Raw genomic sequence first — 20,594 nt, 5'->3', positions numbered from 1 at the left:
GAACAAGCGATAAAGCTGCAAAAGCTTGTCCGGTAAAAATTATTTCAGTTAAAATAACTTAATAATTATGCTAAAAGCTGAGCTTAGAAAAAAATATACCCAAAAAAGAAAAGCCTTGTCTCCAGATGAGGCTTTCTTGTTATCTGAGAAGATTTTTGAAAATTTCATTCATCATTTCAATCCTAAAGGTGGAGAAAAAGTACATGTTTTCATCCCGATTCCCGCAAGAAAAGAAATTGATACCCAAATCTTTATTCACTATTTTTTATCTCAAAATATCCGCGTTTATGTTCCTAAAATTGTGGGTGATAAGCTAATTACTATTGAAATCTTTGAAGATACTGTTTTTGAAACCAGCAGCTGGGGAATTTCAGAGCCTGTTTCCAATGAGGATTCAGGTGAAAATAACTTTCAATATGTGATTACGCCATTGCTGTACTGTGATAGAAAAGGGAATAGAGTAGGATATGGGAAAGGTTTTTATGATAGATTATTCCAAAACATATCAGTTGAGACCAAAAAAATCGGAGTCAATTACTTTGACCCCGATGAATATGTGGATGATGTCTGGGAAAATGATATTCCCGTGGACTATTTGGTTACTCCTACAGAAGTACTGTCTTTCTTAAGCGGCTTGGAATAAAAATCTAAAAAGTAAAATTTAAATTCCTTTTTGAGTTTGGAAGTAGATAACAGAATGTATTGTGCATTCTTTTCAAAGCTTCCCAACGACTTGTTTTTATTATCAAAATATTCTACACTGAACTTAGCATAGTCTAATGTGTCTTTTTTATAAAACTCTTTATATACATTCAGATTGCTCACCTTTGCTGTTTTTACTTTCATGCTATCCAGCTCTTTCAGTAATCTTTTAAACGTCAAAGAATCCGGTTTGTGAAAGTAGCTTTCCATTTGTGAATAAATAACGGTGTCTATTTCCGTGTTTCTGTTTCCGGATAGGTATAGAGTAGACAGGTCAAATAGTTCCTGAACTTTCTGTTTGGTAATGGAGTTGATTGCCTGCATGCTGTCCATCTGTACTGCTGGATAGCTCTTTTCGTTGTTGCTATTTCGTAGTTTGTCGAGGTCGCTTACCTCTGAGGTTTTATTATTACAGGCAATAAATAATGTCAGAAGTACGGCGAAAATTAAAAAATTACTTATTATTTTCATTTGTGGTAGCAATTTTAAATTTGATGGATACAATCTTACCTTTGTTATCCTTTTTCATTTCTATTACATTCAGGTTTTTCAGTGAAGTCGTTGGAGTGGTTACCAGAGTGATGTATTTCTGCTTATCCAGTCTTTCTATCCCGTAGGTATCATTGTCGTATACCTGGTAGATCACGGCATTACTGCTGATTAAATTTTCCAGCTGATTTCTTTTCTGTTTAATGAGAGCAACCTGTTCGTCCGGATTTCCTCCTTTGATATCTTTTATCGAGAAATAGTACACTGCCATCTTATAATCATCCGGCTTTAGCTCTATTTTTTCCTCTTCGGGTGCATTCTCAAGGTTTCTGTTGACTTCCAGAGGCTCATAGAAAGGAGCACTGATGCGCATTTTTAAATTTTTATCCTTAGTAGAATAGTAAAAACACTCCCCTGGTTTTATTTTATACATCAATGGAGACTCATTTTCCTTCACCACCATTATTTCTAAAGTGTTGATTACAGAAACTCCTCTGTCTTTATCGATGAAACAATATTTATAGGTTTTTGAAAAAAGTACGTCTTTAAATCCCAAAAGGCCGGTAATTGTAATCAAAACGGAAGTAACCAATGCCCAGGCGTTCTTTTTGATAAAATTTTTCTTAGGCGGGACAGGAGAAATTTCAATTTCCTGCGTTGTTTTTATATTTTGGTTAACTTGTTGATTTTCAGTATTTGATTTTTGTAAATCAACGTTTTGTGTGGGCGTGTTTTCTGCTTTTTTAGGTTGGAATTCAGTTTTTGGAAGTTCAAGAGCTGCAGAAACTGTTTTTTCAAGTTCATTGATTTCTTCTTCTTCCAGATTTTCATTTTCCTGTAGCAGTTCGCCTGCAAAAAGATGCAGTTTCTTGAACTCATACCATGAGTCGTAACCCGTATAGATACTCAATAAATTGAGCATGTCTATCCTTGGTAATTTCGTAACTGGCGAACTTTTGAAATAGGTGTAAAATGACTTTTCACTGATGTTGCCTTTTGCCTTTTTGCGTAGGTCTTCCTGAAAATATATAATATCTATACCCTTCCACTTGGATATATCATCCTGCGAAGGGGTATGTTCTTTTAAGTATTGGCCCTGAACATCCTTTTTTAGCTGCTCAAAGTGTAATAGATCTAAATCTGTCAATTTTTCAAAAAATAATTAAATTGTTGATTATCAGCTATGTTTTTTTGTAAAACTATTTTACAAAGGTATTACAATTATTTTTCATAAACAAATTTTCTAACTGCTATACCTTTGTCTTGTTCAAATAACAGAACAGAAGAAAATTTTATAAAACAATATTAACAAAATTAAATTTAATTTATTATGAAAAAGTCATTATTCGTAGCTGCTATCGCTGCAATCTCTCTAGTTGCTTGTAAAAAAACTGAAGCTACTTCTACTGAAGGAACAACTGATTCTGCTGCTGCTACTGTAGCTGATTCTGCTGCTGTAGTTTCTGACTCTGCTGCTAAAGTTGTTGATTCTGCTGCAACTACTGCTGTAGAAGCTACTAAAGATGCTGCTGCTGCTACTACTGCTGCTGGTGCTGAAGTTGCTAAAGATGCTGCTAAAGGAGCTGGAGAAGCTGCTAAAGGAGCTGCTGATGCTGCTAAAGGTGCTGCTGATGCTGCTAAAGATGCTGCTAAGAAATAATTCTAGCATAAGCTTAACAATAAAAGAACCGTTTCACCCAGTGAAACGGTTTTTTTATGCTTAGTCATTACCAGCCGAAGACGAAGCAATCTCATTGAAAATAAAGTTCAGCCTTATTTATCAATAGCCTTTATCCTTTCTTTTGTTTTAAAGATTCATAGCAGGTAATAGCTACTGCATTACTCAGATTTAAAGAATCAATACTTCCGGCCATAGGAATCAGCGTATTTTTTCCTTTTCCGATCCAGAAATCACTCAATCCCGAATGTTCCGTTCCAAATAATACTGCAGAACGCTGTCTGAAATCTCTCTTATAAAGATCTTCAGCACTTTCGTCCATCAATGTAGTGTAGATATTGAAGCTGTTTTTTTGCAAAAATTCCAATGTTTCTTCATTTTCAGCCTGATATACTTCCATACCAAAAAGACAACCTACACTGGATCTGATCACATTAGGGTTGTAAAAATCAGTTTTTCCGTCAGCTACAATCAATGCATCTACCCCAAATGCTTCGCAACTTCTTAAAATAGCTCCAAGATTTCCCGGTTTTTCTACTCCTTCAACAATAATTACCGTAGAATTTTCTTTAGGAGCGAATGATGAAAGTAGAGTCTCCTTCGCCTGATAGATCCCAATAATTCCTTCGGAACCTCCTCTGTAAGCTATTTTTTCATATACTTTTTCACTCACATAATGGATTTTTCCCTCGGGAAGGATTCCTTTAAAGATATTTTCACATACAAAGAATTCCAGCGGTTCAAAATCATACTGCATGGCTCTTTCATTTTCCTGCTGGCCCTCTACTACAAAAACTTTTGATTTTTTACGAAATCTGTTGTCAGTAAGGAGCTTAGTGACATTTTTTATTTTTTCGTTTTGAAAACTTTCTATCAACATTCCGCAAAATTATGCAAAATTTATGATTGAACTTCTCTGGTTTTGATAAAAAGACTTTTCCAGGTTATCTTAAAAGGGAGTTTATTTTTTCTTTTTAGATAAATAACAAAGGATATAATAGCAGCAATAGAAAATAATTTATAGATATTTCCATAAAAATTACCGGAAACATTCTCCGAAACAGTAAAGATTTCCCAATACAGATTCATAAAGAAATGTAGGAATATGGCTGTCCAAAGATTATATTCAGATTCAAAATAAACCCAGGCAAAGAATAAAGATCCGAGAAATGTAATGGTAAATATTTCTATAAGCTCTTTTATATCCTGGCTTTGGTATAAATGGACTTGTGCAAAAAGTAAAGATCCCAATAAGGCTGATGATAAAAAGCCAAGCCTGGTAAACCGATAGAGTACCCCAATAAGAAAGGCTCTGAAGATGATTTCTTCAAAAAAAGCCGAAGATGCGGTGTTGATAAAAAGGGACCCAAAATCTATTTTGCTGATGATTTTAAAATGAATCAGATATCCAATAAGCATGGGAAGTGTTCCTATAAAAGCTAATGCAAATCCTTTGATAATAGATTTGTTTAAAGAAAACAGACCTAAAATATTTTTTTTTGGCAGCAGAATTTTAAAAGTAATGATCAATGGAATAAGAGTTGCCAAATAAGCAGATACGTGCGCTATAGCTTTGCTATGGAAAAGGGTTCTTGAGAATGTCTGAATGCTTTTAAAACAGAAAAGATCAAAGAAATAATAGGCTGTAAACCCAAGTATAAAGATTAAAAAGAAGCGGTTTTTTTTACTCATGTTAATTCATTTTTGAGCAAAAATGCAGCTTTAAACCTATGCTGTTAAATTAAAGTGATGAATGACAAAGAATAGTGACGAATGACAAATTTCACAGATTCTTTTGCTGAAGCTGAGGGATAATTGCCGAAATGAAACTTCTTGAAACCGGAATTTCAAAATCAAGCTCCGGAATAATTAATTTATAACCCTGAGCATTTCCTTTAAGATTTTTTACCCTTCTAAGGTTTACAATATAGGAACGATGACATTTTTTAACGAAACCAGTTTCAATTTGTTTCAGAGCATTAGATAAACTTATTCTGATCAACAGCTTTTTTACTGTATTGTTTTCTAAAAAATAAAATGTACAGTAATTTTCCATTGACTGAGCACATAGGAAATCGTTTTCATTTATGACAAGTTCCATATTCTGTGCAGATAATTTCAACGTTCCGTTTTGAAGATCTGGAATAGTTGATGTAAGATGCTGTGAAATATCTCTTGCCTTGTTTTCATGACTGTTTTTTAAATAAATATATCTTGATAAAATATATATAACTGAAATAGGGATGCCAACTGCCAAAGAATAAAGAAACATATAGAAGTAATTGTCAAGATCAAGCTCTACATTACTTAAAAATAACGAATTGTAAAAGTAGGATGCTACAGATCCCAGAAATAAAATGAAGATTAGTTTTAAAAGTTCCGCACCAATATTCCAGTTGTTAAAATGGGAAACCACAAGATTGGCAATGAAAAATGCAGTTCCAAAAATAATGCAATAGGGGAAAAGTAATAAAAATTTATAGGGATGATGGAAGTTCTCTGTGCCGAAGGGCTGAAAAATAATCAGAAACAAATACACTGAAATTCCTGCTCCCAGAGAAGAAATGAAAATTTCTTTGAAAGATTCGGATTTTGGGTATGGATAAGAGGTAAATGAAAACATAAAATCCGGATTTAGATTTCAGATGGTTCAATAAGATTGCTATTGTCAATAAGACTTTGAGGCAGGTCTTTTTTGTTTTTGATGCCCAACGATTTCAGCTTCTGAGTCTGGATGACAAGGTTGTCATTTCCGGTATGAAGCTGCTTGTAAGCATCATTATATACATTTTTCGCCTGGTCAAGATTTCTCCCAACTTTCTCTAAGTTATCTACAAAACCTACAAATTTGTCATACAATCTTGCTCCCCGTTCAGCAATCTCTATGGAATTTCGGTTTTGGTATTCACGTTTCCAAAGATCAGCAATCAGTTTAAGGGAGGTGATCAGGTTACTGGGATTCAGCAGCAGAATTCTTCTTTCGTAGGCATAGTTCCAAAGATTCTGATCAGCCTGCATGGCTGCAATATAAGCCGGTTCGCTGGGAATAAACATCATCACAAAATCTAATGATTTTCCGTAGTCATCGTATGCTTTTTGACTCAATTGATTAATATGATTCTTGATAGATCCAAGATGCTGGCTCAGTTTTATAGCGTATACATCAGCATCGGTTTCGTCTACCAATTCGGTAAACGCAGTCAGAGAAACTTTAGAATCAATGATAACATTTCTTTCATCCGGATATTTTATAACGGCATCCGGGCGCATTTTCTTTCCTGAAAATTCGGAGAATAAAGCATTGTTATCTTCGTCACGCAATTCATGCTCCAGGAAATATTCTCTTCCTTTTACAAGCCCTGATTTTTCAAGAATACTTTCCAAAATCATCTCGCCCCAGTTCCCCTGAGTTTTACTTTCCCCTTTCAGAGCGCGGGTTAGTTTTTTTGCATCTTCAGAAATCTGTTGGTTCAGCTCTGCCAGTTCTTTTACTTTTTCGGCAAGGGAGAAACGTTCTTTATTTTCCTTTTCATAGGCTTCGTTGACTTTGTTTTTTAAGTCGGCAATTTTCTCCTGGAAAGGTTCAAGGATGTTTTTTAAATTATTTTGATTTAAAGCAGTAAACTTTTCTGTTTTTTCCTCCAAAATCTTATTCGCCAGATTCTCAAACTGAAGTTTGGATTCTTCTTGGATTTTTACAATTTCTTCCTTTTGAGTATCCAGAGACTTCTGTAGCCCTTCATTTTTTGCAGAAAGCTCTGAGTTTTTGGCGAAGATATCCTGTTTTTCAATGATGTGTGCTTCTATTTGAGAGGTCTGTCGCTGATTGATTTGTTTCAATTCCTGAAACTGGATGTTTAAAGAAGAATATTCAGCGGAGATTTTAGAGAATTCATTTTTCAGATCATCCAAAAGATCCTGCTGTAACATATTGGATTCTTTCTCTTTGCTGAGATTTTGATTAAGTTCCTGAATTTTCAGGGTTGAATTTTCAAGATCAGACTGAGTTTTAATAGATAAGGTATTCAGCCCGTCATAAGAACTTCTCGAAACCATTGATGATTTCAATGCAAAATACAATATCACCGCTCCCAGCACGCCACCGGCAACAAACCCAATAATTAAATATATCATCTCCATCTTCCAAAATTATGAAAAAAGGGTGGAAGTTACTATCAAACATATTTCAACTTTCATGAGGTTGCTTACGGTTTGTTTCCTCTATGTTTTCCCAAAGATTACCTATATTTATGGGAAATTTCAGAGACTTATGAATATTTTGTTGGTAGAAGATGATCAAAGAATCAGCAATTTCCTGATAAAAGGCCTTTCCGAGGCTGGTTACAATCTGACCCTTGCAGATTCCGGAGAAAAGGCACGCGAACTTCTTCATACCTATGATTTTGATCTTATTTTAATGGATATTATGCTTCCGGGATTGGATGGGATGCAGCTTACGCAGCTTATAAGATTTAAAGGAAATTATACACCAATTTTGGTTTTAAGTGCCCTAAATAGTCCGGATGATAAAATCAAGATGCTGGATATGGGAGCCGATGATTATTTATCAAAACCCTTTCATTTTGAGGAACTTATTTCCAGGATTAAAGCTTTAACCAGAAGAAATAAATTAAGTTATCAGAAAGAAGATCAATACCTGTCATGCGGCAATATTACGATTGATACAGACCTTCACAAGGTAACGCAGGACAACAGGGAAATTGAATTTTCTCCCACAGAATACAAACTTTTTACTTTCCTGATGGAGAATAAAAACAAGGTGCTGAGCAGAACCCAGATTTTGCATAAAGTGTGGGGAATTGATTTTGATAATACAACGAATGTAGTAGATGTTTATATTTCCTATGTGCGTAATAAGATTGACGAAACAGAACAGAAAATTATTCATACGGTAAAAGGAACCGGATATCTAATTAAAGACTGAAAATGACTCTCAGAAGCAGGTTTACCCTTATTTCAAGCCTTTCATTCGGCATTGTTTCTATCATCACATCAGCGGTGATATTTTTTGCTTATTATGACAGTACCAAGATTTTTTATTTTGAAAAGCTAAGGAATACGGCTCTTATTTCTGCTATTTATTATCTTGATAAAGATGAACTTCCAAAAGACCGCCATGCCCAGATCAAAAAAGAATACAATCATCTGATTCAGAATAACAGAGTAGCGGTTTACAACCAGAACAATGAGGTTACTTTTGGACAGAACCTTAATGATAAGAATATCAAACCTTTTCACCTGCAGGCAGTCCGGGCTAATAAAGGCATGCAGTTTATGTCGGATAACCAATTCTACTATGGGATTTTCTATCCGGATAACCAGGGAGACTTTGTGGTTTTTGTAAAATCCCCTAATGACTCGTTTCAGTCACAGATATTAAGGCTTGCTATTATTATGCTTTCTGTATTGGTGATTGGGCTGCTTGCTATTTATTTTCTGAGCAGGTATCTTTCAAAGGTGGTTTACAAACCTATTTCCAATGTAGTGGAGCGCATCAATAAAGTGGATTATAATAATATTTCTACCGCAATTATAACATCTGCCAATACGAATGATGAAATTGAGGATCTGATAAAATCCTATAATAAACTGCTGGGTAGAATTTCCGAAAATGTACTCTTGCAGCAAAACTTTATTAATTATGTTTCTCATGAATTTAAAACTCCTCTTGCGGCAATCTCCGGAAATCTGGAAGTTTTTGCCCAAAAGGATAGAACTCCGGAAGAGTATAAGGAAGTAGCAAAAGAATCATTGGAGAATGTATATGAGATTGAAAATATTCTCAACAATCTTTTACTGATGTCCGGAATGACCAAACTTGAATCTTCTCATCAACCAATGAGAGTGGATGAACTTATCTGGAAAATTTACGAGAAACTGGATACTAAAGCAAAAGAAAAGAATTCATCCATTAAAATACAGCTTCAGGTAACAAATCCTGCTTTGCTGGAGTTTCCAGGAAATGAAACGCTGCTGTACTTAGCGTTATATAATATTGTTGAAAATGCGATTAAGTATTCCTATGATCAGCCTGTAGTGCTTACCTTGTCCGAAAAAGATAATCAATTGTATATTGAAGTCAGAGACGAAGGAAGAGGGATTCCGTCAGATGATCTTGTAAAAATATCTGAAACTTTCTACAGAGGAAAAAATGTAGATACCGTGAAAGGAAGTGGAATTGGTTTATCCCTTTCGAAGAGTATTTTCGATCATCATCATATTGTAATGAAAATTGATTCTGCTGTCAATGTTGGAACTACTGTCCTTCTTAAATTTCCGATTCACTCATAATCGTGTTTTTTGTGTTTTAAAAGTTCTAATCAAACTCTAATGTTGAACTAACCGAATTTTAATTTTGTTTAAAATTCCCTCTAATATTAGACAAATAGCTTTGTAGTCTTAAATAAAAGACCCTTGAAGAAGCTATTTTTAACCCTATTTTATATTCCCTGTTTCAGTTTCTTTTCAGCGCAGATTTCAGATACTATGAAAATCAGCAGAAAGGAAGCTGAAACTATTTTTCTGGCTAAAAACCTTAACCTTATTGCACAGAAGCTTGAAATTTCACAAGCTGAAGCTCGTGCTGTTCAGGCTAAATTTTGGCCCAATCCCAAATTAAGTATCAGCGAAGTGAATCTATGGAGAACCTATGATATAGAAGAGCAGCCTGCATTGATAGGAAACTGGGGAAAAAATACACAGATCTCCGCTGAGATAGAGCAGGTGATTCAGACTGCCGGAAAGAGAAGGAAAAATATTGAGCTTCAGAAAATAGAAGTGGAAGGAGAGAAGTATGAACTGCAGGAAGTATTGCGTGAGCTTAAGAAAACACTGAGAAATACGATCACCGAAATTCTTTACAATCAGGAACAGCAGAAAATCTACCAAGGGCAGATTGCTTCCATTGAGAAACTGACAAAATCCTATAATAATCAATTAAATCTTGGGAATATCAGTAAAGCTGAATATGTCCGGTTGAAAGCACAGGAAATTGAATTCAAGAAAAAACTGATTTCTTTAAAACAGGAAATTGAAGATCAGCAGGTAGAGCTGAAAGCCTTATTGATGCTGCCTTCTCAAACGTATCTGGTGATTTCGGATTCATTTGTCATGCCGGAGAAACAACTTTCAGAATTGGAAGTGAACCAATGGATGGAGAAGGCAAAAGAAAACCGCCCCGATATTCTGATCTCGAAGAATAAAGAGAAACACGCAGCCAAAAATCTCGAAATACAAAATGCTATGAAAACTCCCGATGTGGCTGTTTCCATAGGGTATGACCGTGGGGGAAATATCATGAAAGACTTTATAGGGCTGGGAGTATCTGTGGACCTTCCCATTTTCGATCGCAATAAAGGAAATATCCAGGAAGCCACACTTGAAATTGAAAAAAGTAAAATAGAAACCCGTAAAAATATGTTGAAATCTGAGAACGAAATTGTCTCCGTTTTTAGAAACTATATCCGGACACAGCAGGTTTCAGAAGAAATCGATGAAAGCTATGAATCTACATTGGATGGATTGCTGGTAAGCCATGAGAAAAATTTCAGACTAAGAAATATCAGCATGTTGGAATACATGGATTTTCTGGATACCTACATCGGGAATAAAATGATCATACTGGATACTAAAAAAGAACTTAATCAATACTACGAAAACCTGCAGTATGTTGTAGGACAAGACTTATAAGATATGAACAAGAATACTACCAAATACATTGCTGCCATTTATATTTCTGCGCTGGTGATCCTTGCGGGCTGTACAGAAAAAAAGGAAAATACCGAAGCCGAAAAAAAATACTGCATCAATAAAGAACTTAAAAAAGATATAAAACTTGCTAAAGCTGAAATGCTTCCTATAGAAGAAAGTATCACGCTCACCGGAGAAGTAGAAAGTAACTCAGATAAAACAGTTCCTTTTGTAAGTCTTGTGGATGGAGTGGTTACCGATACTTATTTCTCTTTAGGAGATTATGTGAAAAAAGGACAAACGCTGGCGAGTGTAAAAAGTACAGCTGTTAACGAAATGCAGGATGATACCCAAACTTTACAGGCACAGCTGGCAGTAGCAAAAAGAAAGCTGTCTTCCGTAGAAGCGATGTATAAAGATGATATTGCTTCTCAGAAAGATTTGCAGGAAGCAAAATCTGAAGTAGCCATTTTGCAGTCTAATATTTCCAAGACACAGAAAAATATGCAGCTGTATTCAGCAGGTGGGAGCACCATTCAGATCAAAGCGCCTGCGGACGGATATGTTATCTCCAAAAATATTTCCAAAGGAATGCCGGTAACAGCGGGAGGAGATCAGCTTTTTACCATTTCCAATCTGGATAAAGTGTGGGTAATGGCCAACGTATATGCTACCAATATGAGACACGTTTATGTAGATCAGCCGGTAATGGTGAAGACTCTTGCTTATCCGGATGACAGCTTCTCCGGAAAGATTGATAATATTTCCCAGGTTTTCAATGAAAATGAAAGAGTACTTAAAGCGAAAATCATTATGGATAATAATGGAATGAAGCTAAGACCGGGAATGTCTGCTGATGTAGTGTTAACAATTAATTCACAAAATAAAAGTGCGCTGGCTATTCCTGCCAAAGCGTTAATCTTCGATAATAATCAAAGTTATGTTGTGGTCTACAAAAAAGACTGTGAGCTTGAGATAAGACCGGTGACGGAAATAGCTTCCAACAGCCAGTATATCTATGTAGAAGGTAATTTAAAATCAGGTGAAAATATCATCGCTTCCAACGGGCTGCTGATCTATGAAAACCTGAAAAACCAATTAAATAATTCCACGAAGTAATGCGAAAATTTGTACAGAATATAGTTTCCTTCTCTTTAAAAAACTCATTGATTGTTCTTTTGGGAACTTTTCTATTGCTTGCCGGAGGAATCTATTCCTACATACATACTCCTATTGAAGCATTTCCGGATGTTACCAACACAAGAGTAAGGGTAATCACTCAATGGCCGGGAAGAAGTGCAGAAGAGATCGAAAAATTTGTCACATTACCCATTTCGAAGGAAATGAATGCCATTCCGAATAAAACATCGGTGCGTTCTATTTCCCTGTTTGGATTATCTGTGGTCACCGTGATTTTTGATGATCATGTCAATGATTTCTATGCTCAGCAATATGCATCCAATAAGTTGGGAAATGTAAATCTTCCATCAGGAGCAGAATACAGTATTGAACCTCCTTCCGGGGCTACGGGTGAAATTTACAGATATATTATTAAAAGTAAACTTCCGATCAAAGAAGTTACATCCATTCAGGATTGGGTAGTGGAAAGAGAATTACTGGCCGTTCCCGGTGTGGCGGATGTAGTAAGTTTTGGTGGAGAAGAAAAAACATATGAAATAAAAATTAATCCTACGGAATTACACAATTACGACCTTTCCCCCCTGGATGTGTATGAAGCAGTTTCGAAGAGTAATATCAATGTAGGAGGAGATGTAGTGGCAAAAGGAGATCAGGCTTATGTAGTGCGGGGGATTGGTCTTTTGGAGAAAAAAGAAGATATTGAGAATATTCAGATCGAGGTAAAAGGATCTACGCCTATTCTGGTAAAACACGTTGCTGAAGTGAAAGTTTCTGCAAAACCAAGATTAGGACAGGTAGGATACAACAAAGAAAATGATGTTGTAGAAGGAATTGTGATCATGCTTCGTGGCGAAAACCCTAGTGAAGTAATAGCAAGACTGAAAGACAGGATAGAAGAACTGAACGGAGGAGAACTGCCGGGAGATGTTCAGATTGTTCCGATCATTGACCGTACAGAACTGGTGAATACCACTGTTCATACCGTTTCCAAAAACCTTATTGAAGGAGTCATTCTTGTTTCCATTATTGTATTTATATTCCTGTACAACTGGAGAACAACCTTTATTGTAGCCTCAGTCATTCCTTTAGCATTTCTTTTTGCTATAATTATGCTGAAAATTCAGGGATTACCCGCTAATCTTATTTCTATGGGAGCGCTGGATTTCGGGCTGCTTCTGGAAGGAACACTGGTCATTGTAGAACATGTCTTTGTCGCCCTCGAACTTAAAGCCAGGAAAATAGGATTGCAGAGATTCAATAAAATCTCAAAACTGGGGATCATCAAGAAAAGTGCGGGAAGCGTAGCCAGTTATATTTTCTTTGCCCTATTGATTCTTATTGTTGCCTTGATGCCTATTTTCTCTTTCCAGAAAGTAGAAGGTAAAATGTTCTCTCCTTTGGCATTTACGCTGGGGTATGCATTATTAGGATCACTGATCTTAAGTTTGACTTATGTTCCGGCAATGTGTAAGCTTTTATTGACTAAAAATATTGAAGAGAAAGAAAACTTTATTTCAAGATTTTTCAGAGTAAATATCTATAGAATCTATGAATTTAGTAACCGTTATAAAAAAGGATTCATCATTGGATTTATTGCTTTGCTTGCTCTTTGCGGATGGAGATTCTCCAATTACGGCTCCGAATTTTTACCCAAGCTGAATGAAGGTGCCATCTATGTAAGAGCAACCCTTCCGAATAGTGTTAATCTGGATGAATCTGTAAGGCTGACCAAAGAAATGAAGGAGATTCTCATGAAATATGATGAAGTGAAATTTGTCATGACCCAGACAGGCCGCCCGAATGATGGTACCGACCCAACAGGTTTCTTTAATATCGAATTTAATATTCAGCTGAAACCGGAAAATGAATGGAAGAAAAAAATATCCAAAGATGAACTTCTCGAAGAAATGAGAGTTTCTCTTGAAAAATATCCGGGAATCAACTTCGGATTCAGTCAGCCGATACAGGATAATGTGGAAGAATATGTAGCAGGGGTAAAAGCGCCATTGGTTATTAAAATTTTTGGAAATGATCTCTTTGAGCTTGAAAATTATGCCAATAAAGTAGCCAATTCTATCAGAACAGTTCCCGGGATTTCAGACGTCAATGTTTTCAAAAATATCGGACTTCCGGAATTGAGAATACAGCTTCACGATTCTAAAATGGCAAAGTATGGCGTTTCCACAGCAGATGCACAAGCTGTGATCGAAATGACAATTGGCGGACAGGCTGCTACCAAATTTTACGAAGAAGAAAGAATGTTTGACGTAATGCTTAGGTTTGAAAAACAGTATCGTGACACGCCGGAAAAAATGGGGAATATTCTTATCCCGACTCAGGATAATAAAAAAGTGCCATTGAAAGAAATAGCCACCATAGATTATCACACCGGACCGTCATTTATTTACCGCGAAGGAAACAGCAGGTACATTGGAGTTGGATTTAATATTGAAGGGCGTGACCTTGGAAGTACCATTAAAGAAGCCAAAGCCAAGGTAGATAGAGAAGTAAAACTTCCAAAAAATCATAAAATGACATGGGCAGGAGAATTTGAGAGCAAAGAAAGAGCCGCAAAACAGCTGGCAATGGTAGTTCCGATCTCTTTAGTTCTAATTCTGATGCTGTTGTATTTCAACTTTGGGAACGTAAAGGATACGCTTATCTCTTCCATTACACTAGCATTCGCATTCATTGGAGGGTTTTTATCCCTTTGGTTTACGGGAACCATTTTTGGAATTTCAGCAGGAATCGGTTTCATCATCCTTTTCGGAGTAGCAACTATAGACGGTATCGTTCTGATTGGAGTGATGAAAGAGAATCTGCAAAACAGGTTGTCTCTTAAAGAATCCATTGCTCAGGGAGTGAAGAGTAGAATCCGTCCGGTGGTGATGATTGCTTTGATGGGGTCTATGGGACTTCTTCCGGCAGCAATGTCCAATGGAATGGGTTCCGAAATTCAGAAACCTTTAGCCATTATGATCGTTGGAGGATTAATTATCTGTATGCTGCTGTCATTTACTGTATTACCAATTATTTTCCATTATGCCTATCGTAAAAAGCATAAGGAAGCAATATAGTTTCTTTTATTTTGTTCATTATGAGCCGGGATTCTTGAGGAAGATCCCGGCTTTTTTTATGAGTTTTTTGTAGATTCTAAAATCTCAATATTCTTCACAACATCACTGCTTTCACATTTTTTAAGTTCTTTTAAAAGGGAAGGAGTGAGGATTTTTGGATTCAGTATTTGTGTAGCAACTTTTGCAGCCGCATAATCTACAATACCGATCACAGATTCTCTTAAAAAATTCGGGGTGTTGGATGCAATGACTGCAGTTGCCCAGGAAGTATCTCTTGCTTTGGAAATCGCAAAATCAAGTACAGCATTATCTTGCCCACTAGAGAGTTTGTCAATAAGATCCACGGGATAACAGATTTTGTTTAAAGAATTCTGGACGTTCTGATTAATGGAAGCAATAACAGTATTAATGTTTTCAAAATCTTTTTTCAACGGATTTATTTTCCGGTAAGGCATGATAGAAGCTGCAGAAATGCCAAGGTCGAGATTGATGTGTGCATTCATGCCCAAAAATATATGCTGTAGGATCAACAGGTTTTTATTCTTAGTGGCTTCAAAGGCGATATACCACGAATTTGTGCATTTTTCTCCTTTGCTATAACTTTCCCATGCCTGCAGATATCTCTGTGCAAAAGCAAGATCAAGTAAAGTCATTCTTAGATTATCTTCAAATTTTTTCTGTTGAATGCCTTTCAGAACCTGTGCTGTCATGATTCTGTAAGTACAGGCAAAATATCCTGCCGGACTCTTGTTTTCTTTGCACCAGATAATAATTTCATCCAGTTTTGTAAGAACTTCTTCAATAGTTTTCATGATGGTTTTTTGTTTAAAGATATCGAGAAATACATTATCACACTATAATGAACCTGTATTTTAATTAATTCCCTTATTTATGATTTATGTCATTTTAGCTTTGTACGCAAAGAATTAAGTTTGTAGACTTAAAATAAAATATGAAAAAACTAAGTTTCTTTTTTGCAAGTATTATTTTACTGCTTGCAACTTCTTGCTCTACTGAAGAGCTTGAAAATCCTAACCTAAATGAAAACTCAAAAAAAAATTCAGGGAGAAGTTTTGCTAAAAGTGCCGGGGATGGAATTTATGACGTCTTGGGATACGGTTATAATGCAACAGGAGAATATGCTAATTCTAACTCTTCAGGATATCAGGTAATTGATGTTGAAAGGTTCAAAAACGAACAGACCGGAAGATTGATTACTGATAATGTATTTTCTCAGGAATATCTTGAAGAATATGGTGAAAGTGCAGAAGCCTATTCAAAAATGGTATCTACGAAGGTAGGAGCGACAGCTGGATTCTCTTTATTTAAAAAGCTTATTTCAGTTAGTTTTAGTTCTTCGGTTAGTAACACGACTACCAATAAATTTGACGCTAAATATATTTATGGTAGCTATAATCTTTTAATTAAACAAAGAAGATTCAGGTTTAATGCTACTCCTGTCTTATTGTCTGATTATTTGACTCCGGAGTTCTCTAGCGATTTACAGTCCAATAGCCCTGCGCAGATTGTCAACGATTATGGTACCCACGTTGCAGTAGATATTTATACCGGAGCGAAGTTAGATGTTATGTTCCAATCTGAAACAACAAATCAAAGTCGGGAAAAGGCAGCCAGAATTGGTGTTAAAGTAGGGGTGAAAAGTATTTTTGATGCAAATGTTGATAATGATGTAGATACTTCGGAATCAAATAAGAACTTTTCTAGAAAATTATCCTTTAAAACCAGAGGAGGAGATCCATCTAAAGGCTTAGTGGGAGAGCTAAACCTTGATCAAACGAATCCTAAAATTAATATTTCCACCTGGCAGAACAGTTCAACACCTACTAATGCGGTATTGGTAGAATTTGGGAGTAATGGTTTGATACCACTTTATGAACTTGTTAAAGATCCTGTGAAGAAAGCTCAGTTAAAAGCTTATATAGATCAATATTTAATTGACAATCAGGTGAGGCTGGATTATACAAATACGGCAAATCTTGTGAATGGTAATTTTGTTAGAAATCCTGCTACCAACCAGATCTTTTTTATGTTTGAAAACAAACTGAGATATATCCAAAGTCCTATGACACTTTACGGATTATTTAATATTACCAGTGGTGAAATCGCGACTATTAGTCCAAGTAATTTGTCAACAGTAGAACGTGGAGCTGATTTGACACCTGATAATGATCTTAAACAGGATAATTTCACCAATAAGATATACATGAGAGAAGGTAATACTTTAAGATATATTCCAAATATTGGTATTTATAATAAATATAGATTTAATAATAATGCGGTTAAAAAAATAAATGGAACAAACGGTTATATAATCGGCAGCGATATTTTTTAATTTAAAAGTATAATTGTAAAAAAAGAGACTGTCACAAAGACAGTCTCTTTTTATTTTTATTCATTCAGATTATGGGGTAATGATAATCGGATCTGGAAAAGGTTCAAGAACCAATGGTTTGCACATTGCTGCAGGTTGGCAGGTTCCTCCCATGCATATAAAATTAGTCATCGTGGTGGTGCCGTCAGGACATCTGATCATGCCTTCACCATGGCATCCTCCTGGGCATTGTGCAGGATACAGGGTTCCTCCAAATACATCTTTTAAATTTGTTCTTGAAAGTTTTGTTAAGTTCTTTTTCATGGTTTAATTTTTTGTTTAGTAAATTAATTTATTCTTAATTCTCTTATAATTAAATAAGTAGGTTTAAAAAGATTGAACTAAAATAGTAAATTATTCTATGATGATTGAATTAATTGATGATAAATGTTACAATGAAGGTTAGATTTTTTTTAAATGCCAAGTTTAATAGAAGAATGTCAATTAGATTTGAAATCTAACAATGAATAGTATAGTAATGTGATTGCTGTTTATTTGTGCTTTATTTTTGCCTCCAGTTTAGGCAAGTCTTTTTTATATTGTTCAGCATCCCATTTCATTTGCCAATTCTTTACGTACTCTGCCAATGGAGGAAGTCCAACATCTGCGCGTCTTTTATCTACATTTTCAGGATCTTCTAATGGGGATACATAATATATTTGTGTTTCAGGATCACGTCCTATCTGGCTGCCGTAAATTTGTTTTTTACCTTGTCTCAAAGCCACCCTGTCTTCGAGAAGAGCCAGGCTGCTGCTTTGTGCTTTACCATTTTTTACAGCATCTCTCATCATAGGTAAATATTTTTCCTGTGTTACCTGATCTGCATGTTGGATAACAAGAAATAATGTAACGCTTCCCTGTCCGCCCACAACATCAGGACCCACCCAGCCATATTTATCAAGAATGGCTTTTACCTCAATAAGATTTAGTGAATCTTTTTTATTGATAAGCTGCCAGTGCTCATTCATTTCTTTTGAGTTCCCACCGTATTTTTTTTCAATATCACCGATTTGTTGTCTGTACTTTTGGTCTTCATTATAAATGTTACCAAGCTTTGCGACCAGGGGTTTATTCAAATTTGCTTCTGCTTTCTCCTGATTCTGTTTGATTTTTTCGATGAGAGGCTTCCATCGTTTATCACTATGTAAAGAGCTAAGATCTGTATCCGTAGTGATGTGGTTATAATTACTGAATTTTACTGCAATCCTGTCAAGTTGGGAAAACGCACTGTCTGGCCCTGATGCCATTGCCCAAGAGCATGCTGCGTTATACCTGTCATTTAGAGACGCTTTCCAGCCGTTAGATTTAAATGCTTCTGAATAGTTGCCCGCAGAGTTTTTGAAATCCTTGGATTGGTAAAATGATTCAGCCGCTTTTACTTTATCAGTGTATTCTTTGGGAACAGTTTGTCCGAAGAACAGTTTTGTTGATGCTAAAAACAGCATAACGAATAGTCTTATTTTCATGGTTATTATTTTTTTGAGTTTAGTGATGTCTGGTTCTGTCGGAAGAAGTATTGAAATAATTATTTTTGACCTCCTTTATTTTTTTAATTTCTTCTTTTAATAAAGTGATATATTCTTCAATATTTTCAATGTATTTTTTAAGATGATATCACGGATTTTCCTTTGTGATCTCTTCGTGATGCTTTAAATACAATGGTAAAGCTGCAGATCCATACCAAGGGAAGATCTCATAACTAAAGACTCCGGCTTGTACAGCAGGATCTGTTTTTACCCATTGTTCAGCTTCTTCCTTAGACTTGGTGTTGAAAATAAACATTCCGCGGTAGTTTTCTTTATTCTTTTCAAGGAAAGGGCCGGCTACAACTATTTTCCCTTCATCAGCCAGTTTGCCAATATTGGCCATATGACCTTTCATGAGTTCGCTCATTTTGGATTTGTCTTCAATCTTAACGGAACCTGTAGTCAGCATGACAATAGTATATGCCTTCATTCCATATTGATCAGCTCCTAATGAAGTTGCCAGTTCATGATTATATTTAGGTTTTTCTGCTTTCTTTTCCTGCGCAAAGGAGAATGCTGATATGAGAAGACATGCGGCTAGTAATGGTTTTGATTTCATCTTGTTTTATTTTGATAAATATAATAAAAACCTTAAAGATTTCTGAGTACTGAATTTCAAAAAATGATAGGATACAAAAAAACCTCGATGGTTACGAGGTTATATCTAATTGTACAGATAAGTTTATTTTAATCTTTTATTCTTAAAAATTCTTTCGCCAGTTCGATCATTTTTGGATCTCCTGTATATTTGCCATGTTCATCAGAAAGCTTTACCGTAGGAATCCATTCTTTATTAGGAGCCTGTACACCGATGAGTTTCATTACAATATTCATTGGTTTTACTCCTACATCATTAGTGAGATTGGTCCCAATTCCGAATGAAATACCAATTTTCCCTCTACAGTAATTGGTGATTTCTTCTACTTTTTCAAGATTTAAGGCATCGGAAAAAATAATATATTTAAACATAGGATTGATACCGTTGTTTTGATAGTGGGCAATTGTTTTATCCGCAAATTGTAGAGCATCTCCACTGTCATGGCGAACACCATCAAATAGTTTTGCAAATTTTTTGTCAAACTGCTGGAAGAAAACATCTGTGGTATAGGTATCAGACAAAGCCACTCCAAGATCACCCCTGTATACATCTACCCAATGTTCCAAAGCCATTTCATTGGCCATTTTGAATCCGTATTCAGCAGCGTGGAACATAAACCATTCGTGAGCGTGTGTTCCGATAGGTTTTACACCATATTTCATAGCAAAATGAACATTAGAACTTCCGATAAAAGTTGATTCTCTTTTTTGAGTCAAAGCTTCCATCACCAGATTCTGTACCTTATAAGAATGTCTTCTTCTCGTTCCAAATTCTGCAAAAGTTACTCCAAGTCTGCCTAATGAGTCTGCCTTTTCAAGGGTTTTGCTCATTACCACTTCATTAGAATCTCTTTCCATGTGGTTCATTTCATAATGCAGTTCACTGATCAGGGCCAGCAACGGAACTTCCCAAAGAATTGTTCTGTACCAAAGCCCTTCCACAGTTACGGAAAGGTCGCCTCCTTCCTGGTGTATTTTTACTTCAGACGGATCATAATGATACCCTTCTAAAAAATCCAGATAGGGAAGATCAATATAAGGACATGTTCTTGCCATGAACTTTTTCTCGTCTTTTGTAAGTTTAAGTTCAGCCATTTTATTAACGGCTTCTCTTAAAGCAGCGTCAAATCCTTCCGGAAAGTGGTGCTTCCCCCTGTTGATAAATTCATATTTTACAATAGAACTTGGGAATAGCTTTACCACTGCATTCTGCATGGTTATTTTATAAAAATCATTATCTAGGATAGAGTTCAGTCTTACGTCGTTCATAATATGTGTAATTT

19 protein-coding genes are annotated in these 20,594 nt (G+C 35.7%); 8 read left to right on the top strand and 11 right to left on the bottom strand.

All coding sequences use genetic code 11. The features are described from left to right. Positions 1-67: 67 nt before the first annotated feature. Positions 68-643: a 5-formyltetrahydrofolate cyclo-ligase gene (locus AC57AW_RS04345; protein ID WP_496350939.1), complete on the top strand. Its 576-nt coding sequence runs from the start codon at positions 68-70 to the stop codon at positions 641-643. Here AC57AW_RS04345 and AC57AW_RS04340 read toward each other — a convergent pair. Beyond that, positions 592-1,173, bottom strand: a complete 582-nt coding sequence (locus tag AC57AW_RS04340; protein ID WP_318847265.1) for a hypothetical protein — start codon at positions 1,171-1,173, stop codon at positions 592-594. The two genes, AC57AW_RS04345 and AC57AW_RS04340, sit on opposite strands and share 52 nt — an antisense overlap. Continuing rightward, on the bottom strand, positions 1,157-2,338 hold the full coding sequence (locus AC57AW_RS04335) for a hypothetical protein (RefSeq protein WP_496350938.1): 1,182 nt from the start codon (positions 2,336-2,338) through the stop codon (positions 1,157-1,159). The genes AC57AW_RS04340 and AC57AW_RS04335 overlap by 17 nt, the downstream gene beginning before the upstream one ends. Before the next feature lie 183 nt (positions 2,339-2,521). Here AC57AW_RS04335 and AC57AW_RS04330 point away from each other — a divergent pair, with 183 nt between their 5' ends. Beyond that, complete coding sequence (locus AC57AW_RS04330; RefSeq protein WP_318847263.1) at positions 2,522-2,851, top strand: hypothetical protein; 330 nt, start codon at positions 2,522-2,524, stop codon at positions 2,849-2,851. Between the two features lie 130 nt (positions 2,852-2,981). On the opposite strand, the gene AC57AW_RS04325 is transcribed toward AC57AW_RS04330, so the two are convergent. The 4 genes from AC57AW_RS04325 to AC57AW_RS04310 all read right to left on the bottom strand — a co-directional run bounded on the left by AC57AW_RS04325 (position 2,982) and on the right by AC57AW_RS04310 (position 7,009). After that, positions 2,982-3,749, bottom strand: coding sequence for a TrmH family RNA methyltransferase (locus AC57AW_RS04325; protein ID WP_496350937.1), 768 nt, complete (start codon positions 3,747-3,749; stop codon positions 2,982-2,984). Between the two features lie 20 nt (positions 3,750-3,769). Next, positions 3,770-4,561, bottom strand: coding sequence for a CPBP family glutamic-type intramembrane protease (locus AC57AW_RS04320; RefSeq protein WP_496350936.1), 792 nt, complete (start codon positions 4,559-4,561; stop codon positions 3,770-3,772). Positions 4,562-4,652: 91 nt separating this feature from the next. Further along, positions 4,653-5,492 (bottom strand): LytTR family transcriptional regulator DNA-binding domain-containing protein, encoded by an 840-nt coding sequence (locus tag AC57AW_RS04315; protein WP_496350935.1) that lies wholly within the window; start codon positions 5,490-5,492, stop codon positions 4,653-4,655. A gap of 11 nt (positions 5,493-5,503) precedes the next feature. After that, complete coding sequence (locus AC57AW_RS04310) at positions 5,504-7,009, bottom strand: DNA recombination protein RmuC (RefSeq protein WP_496350934.1); 1,506 nt, start codon at positions 7,007-7,009, stop codon at positions 5,504-5,506. A gap of 130 nt (positions 7,010-7,139) precedes the next feature. On the opposite strand from AC57AW_RS04310, the gene AC57AW_RS04305 reads away from it, so the two are divergent. From AC57AW_RS04305 to AC57AW_RS04285, 5 genes are all read left to right on the top strand, one after another. Next, on the top strand, positions 7,140-7,814 hold the full coding sequence (locus tag AC57AW_RS04305) for a response regulator transcription factor (RefSeq protein ID WP_318847260.1): 675 nt from the start codon (positions 7,140-7,142) through the stop codon (positions 7,812-7,814). A 2-nt stretch (positions 7,815-7,816) separates the two neighbouring features. Further along, on the top strand, positions 7,817-9,181 hold the full coding sequence (locus AC57AW_RS04300; RefSeq protein ID WP_496350933.1) for a HAMP domain-containing sensor histidine kinase: 1,365 nt from the start codon (positions 7,817-7,819) through the stop codon (positions 9,179-9,181). Between the two features lie 123 nt (positions 9,182-9,304). Beyond that, entirely contained in the window at positions 9,305-10,579 is a 1,275-nt protein-coding gene (locus AC57AW_RS04295) for a TolC family protein (protein WP_496350932.1), read from the top strand. A gap of 3 nt (positions 10,580-10,582) precedes the next feature. After that, a complete protein-coding gene (locus AC57AW_RS04290; RefSeq protein WP_496350931.1) occupies positions 10,583-11,698 on the top strand; it encodes an efflux RND transporter periplasmic adaptor subunit in 1,116 nt (371 codons plus the stop codon). Then, positions 11,698-14,796 (top strand): efflux RND transporter permease subunit, encoded by a 3,099-nt coding sequence (locus AC57AW_RS04285; protein ID WP_496350930.1) that lies wholly within the window; start codon positions 11,698-11,700, stop codon positions 14,794-14,796. The genes AC57AW_RS04290 and AC57AW_RS04285 overlap by 1 nt, the downstream gene beginning before the upstream one ends. A gap of 56 nt (positions 14,797-14,852) precedes the next feature. Here AC57AW_RS04285 and AC57AW_RS04280 read toward each other — a convergent pair whose 3' ends face one another. After that, positions 14,853-15,608 (bottom strand): DUF5995 family protein, encoded by a 756-nt coding sequence (locus AC57AW_RS04280; RefSeq protein WP_496350929.1) that lies wholly within the window; start codon positions 15,606-15,608, stop codon positions 14,853-14,855. A 140-nt stretch (positions 15,609-15,748) separates the two neighbouring features. Here AC57AW_RS04280 and AC57AW_RS04275 point away from each other — a divergent pair, with 140 nt between their 5' ends. Beyond that, on the top strand, positions 15,749-17,149 hold the full coding sequence (locus tag AC57AW_RS04275; RefSeq protein WP_318847254.1) for an MAC/perforin domain-containing protein: 1,401 nt from the start codon (positions 15,749-15,751) through the stop codon (positions 17,147-17,149). 69 nt (positions 17,150-17,218) lie between these two features. Here the strand turns inward: AC57AW_RS04275 and AC57AW_RS04270 are convergent, their stop codons facing one another. From AC57AW_RS04270 to pncB, 4 genes are all read right to left on the bottom strand, one after another. Then, the gene (locus AC57AW_RS04270; RefSeq protein WP_318847253.1) at positions 17,219-17,452 is read right to left on the bottom strand and encodes a hypothetical protein; all 234 of its coding nucleotides are present in this window, start codon (positions 17,450-17,452) and stop codon (positions 17,219-17,221) included. A gap of 227 nt (positions 17,453-17,679) precedes the next feature. Further along, complete coding sequence (locus AC57AW_RS04265) at positions 17,680-18,654, bottom strand: DUF6624 domain-containing protein (protein ID WP_496350928.1); 975 nt, start codon at positions 18,652-18,654, stop codon at positions 17,680-17,682. A 148-nt stretch (positions 18,655-18,802) separates the two neighbouring features. Next, the gene (locus AC57AW_RS04260; protein ID WP_496350927.1) at positions 18,803-19,273 is read right to left on the bottom strand and encodes a YciI family protein; all 471 of its coding nucleotides are present in this window, start codon (positions 19,271-19,273) and stop codon (positions 18,803-18,805) included. Between the two features lie 128 nt (positions 19,274-19,401). Continuing rightward, positions 19,402-20,580: a nicotinate phosphoribosyltransferase gene (pncB, locus tag AC57AW_RS04255; protein WP_496350926.1), complete on the bottom strand. Its 1,179-nt coding sequence runs from the start codon at positions 20,578-20,580 to the stop codon at positions 19,402-19,404. Positions 20,581-20,594: the final 14 nt, after the last annotated feature.

The organism is Chryseobacterium sp. BGA-UO-ETr-SB22, from assembly GCF_059567885.1.
This window is presented reverse-complemented; position numbering and strand designations above follow the sequence as displayed.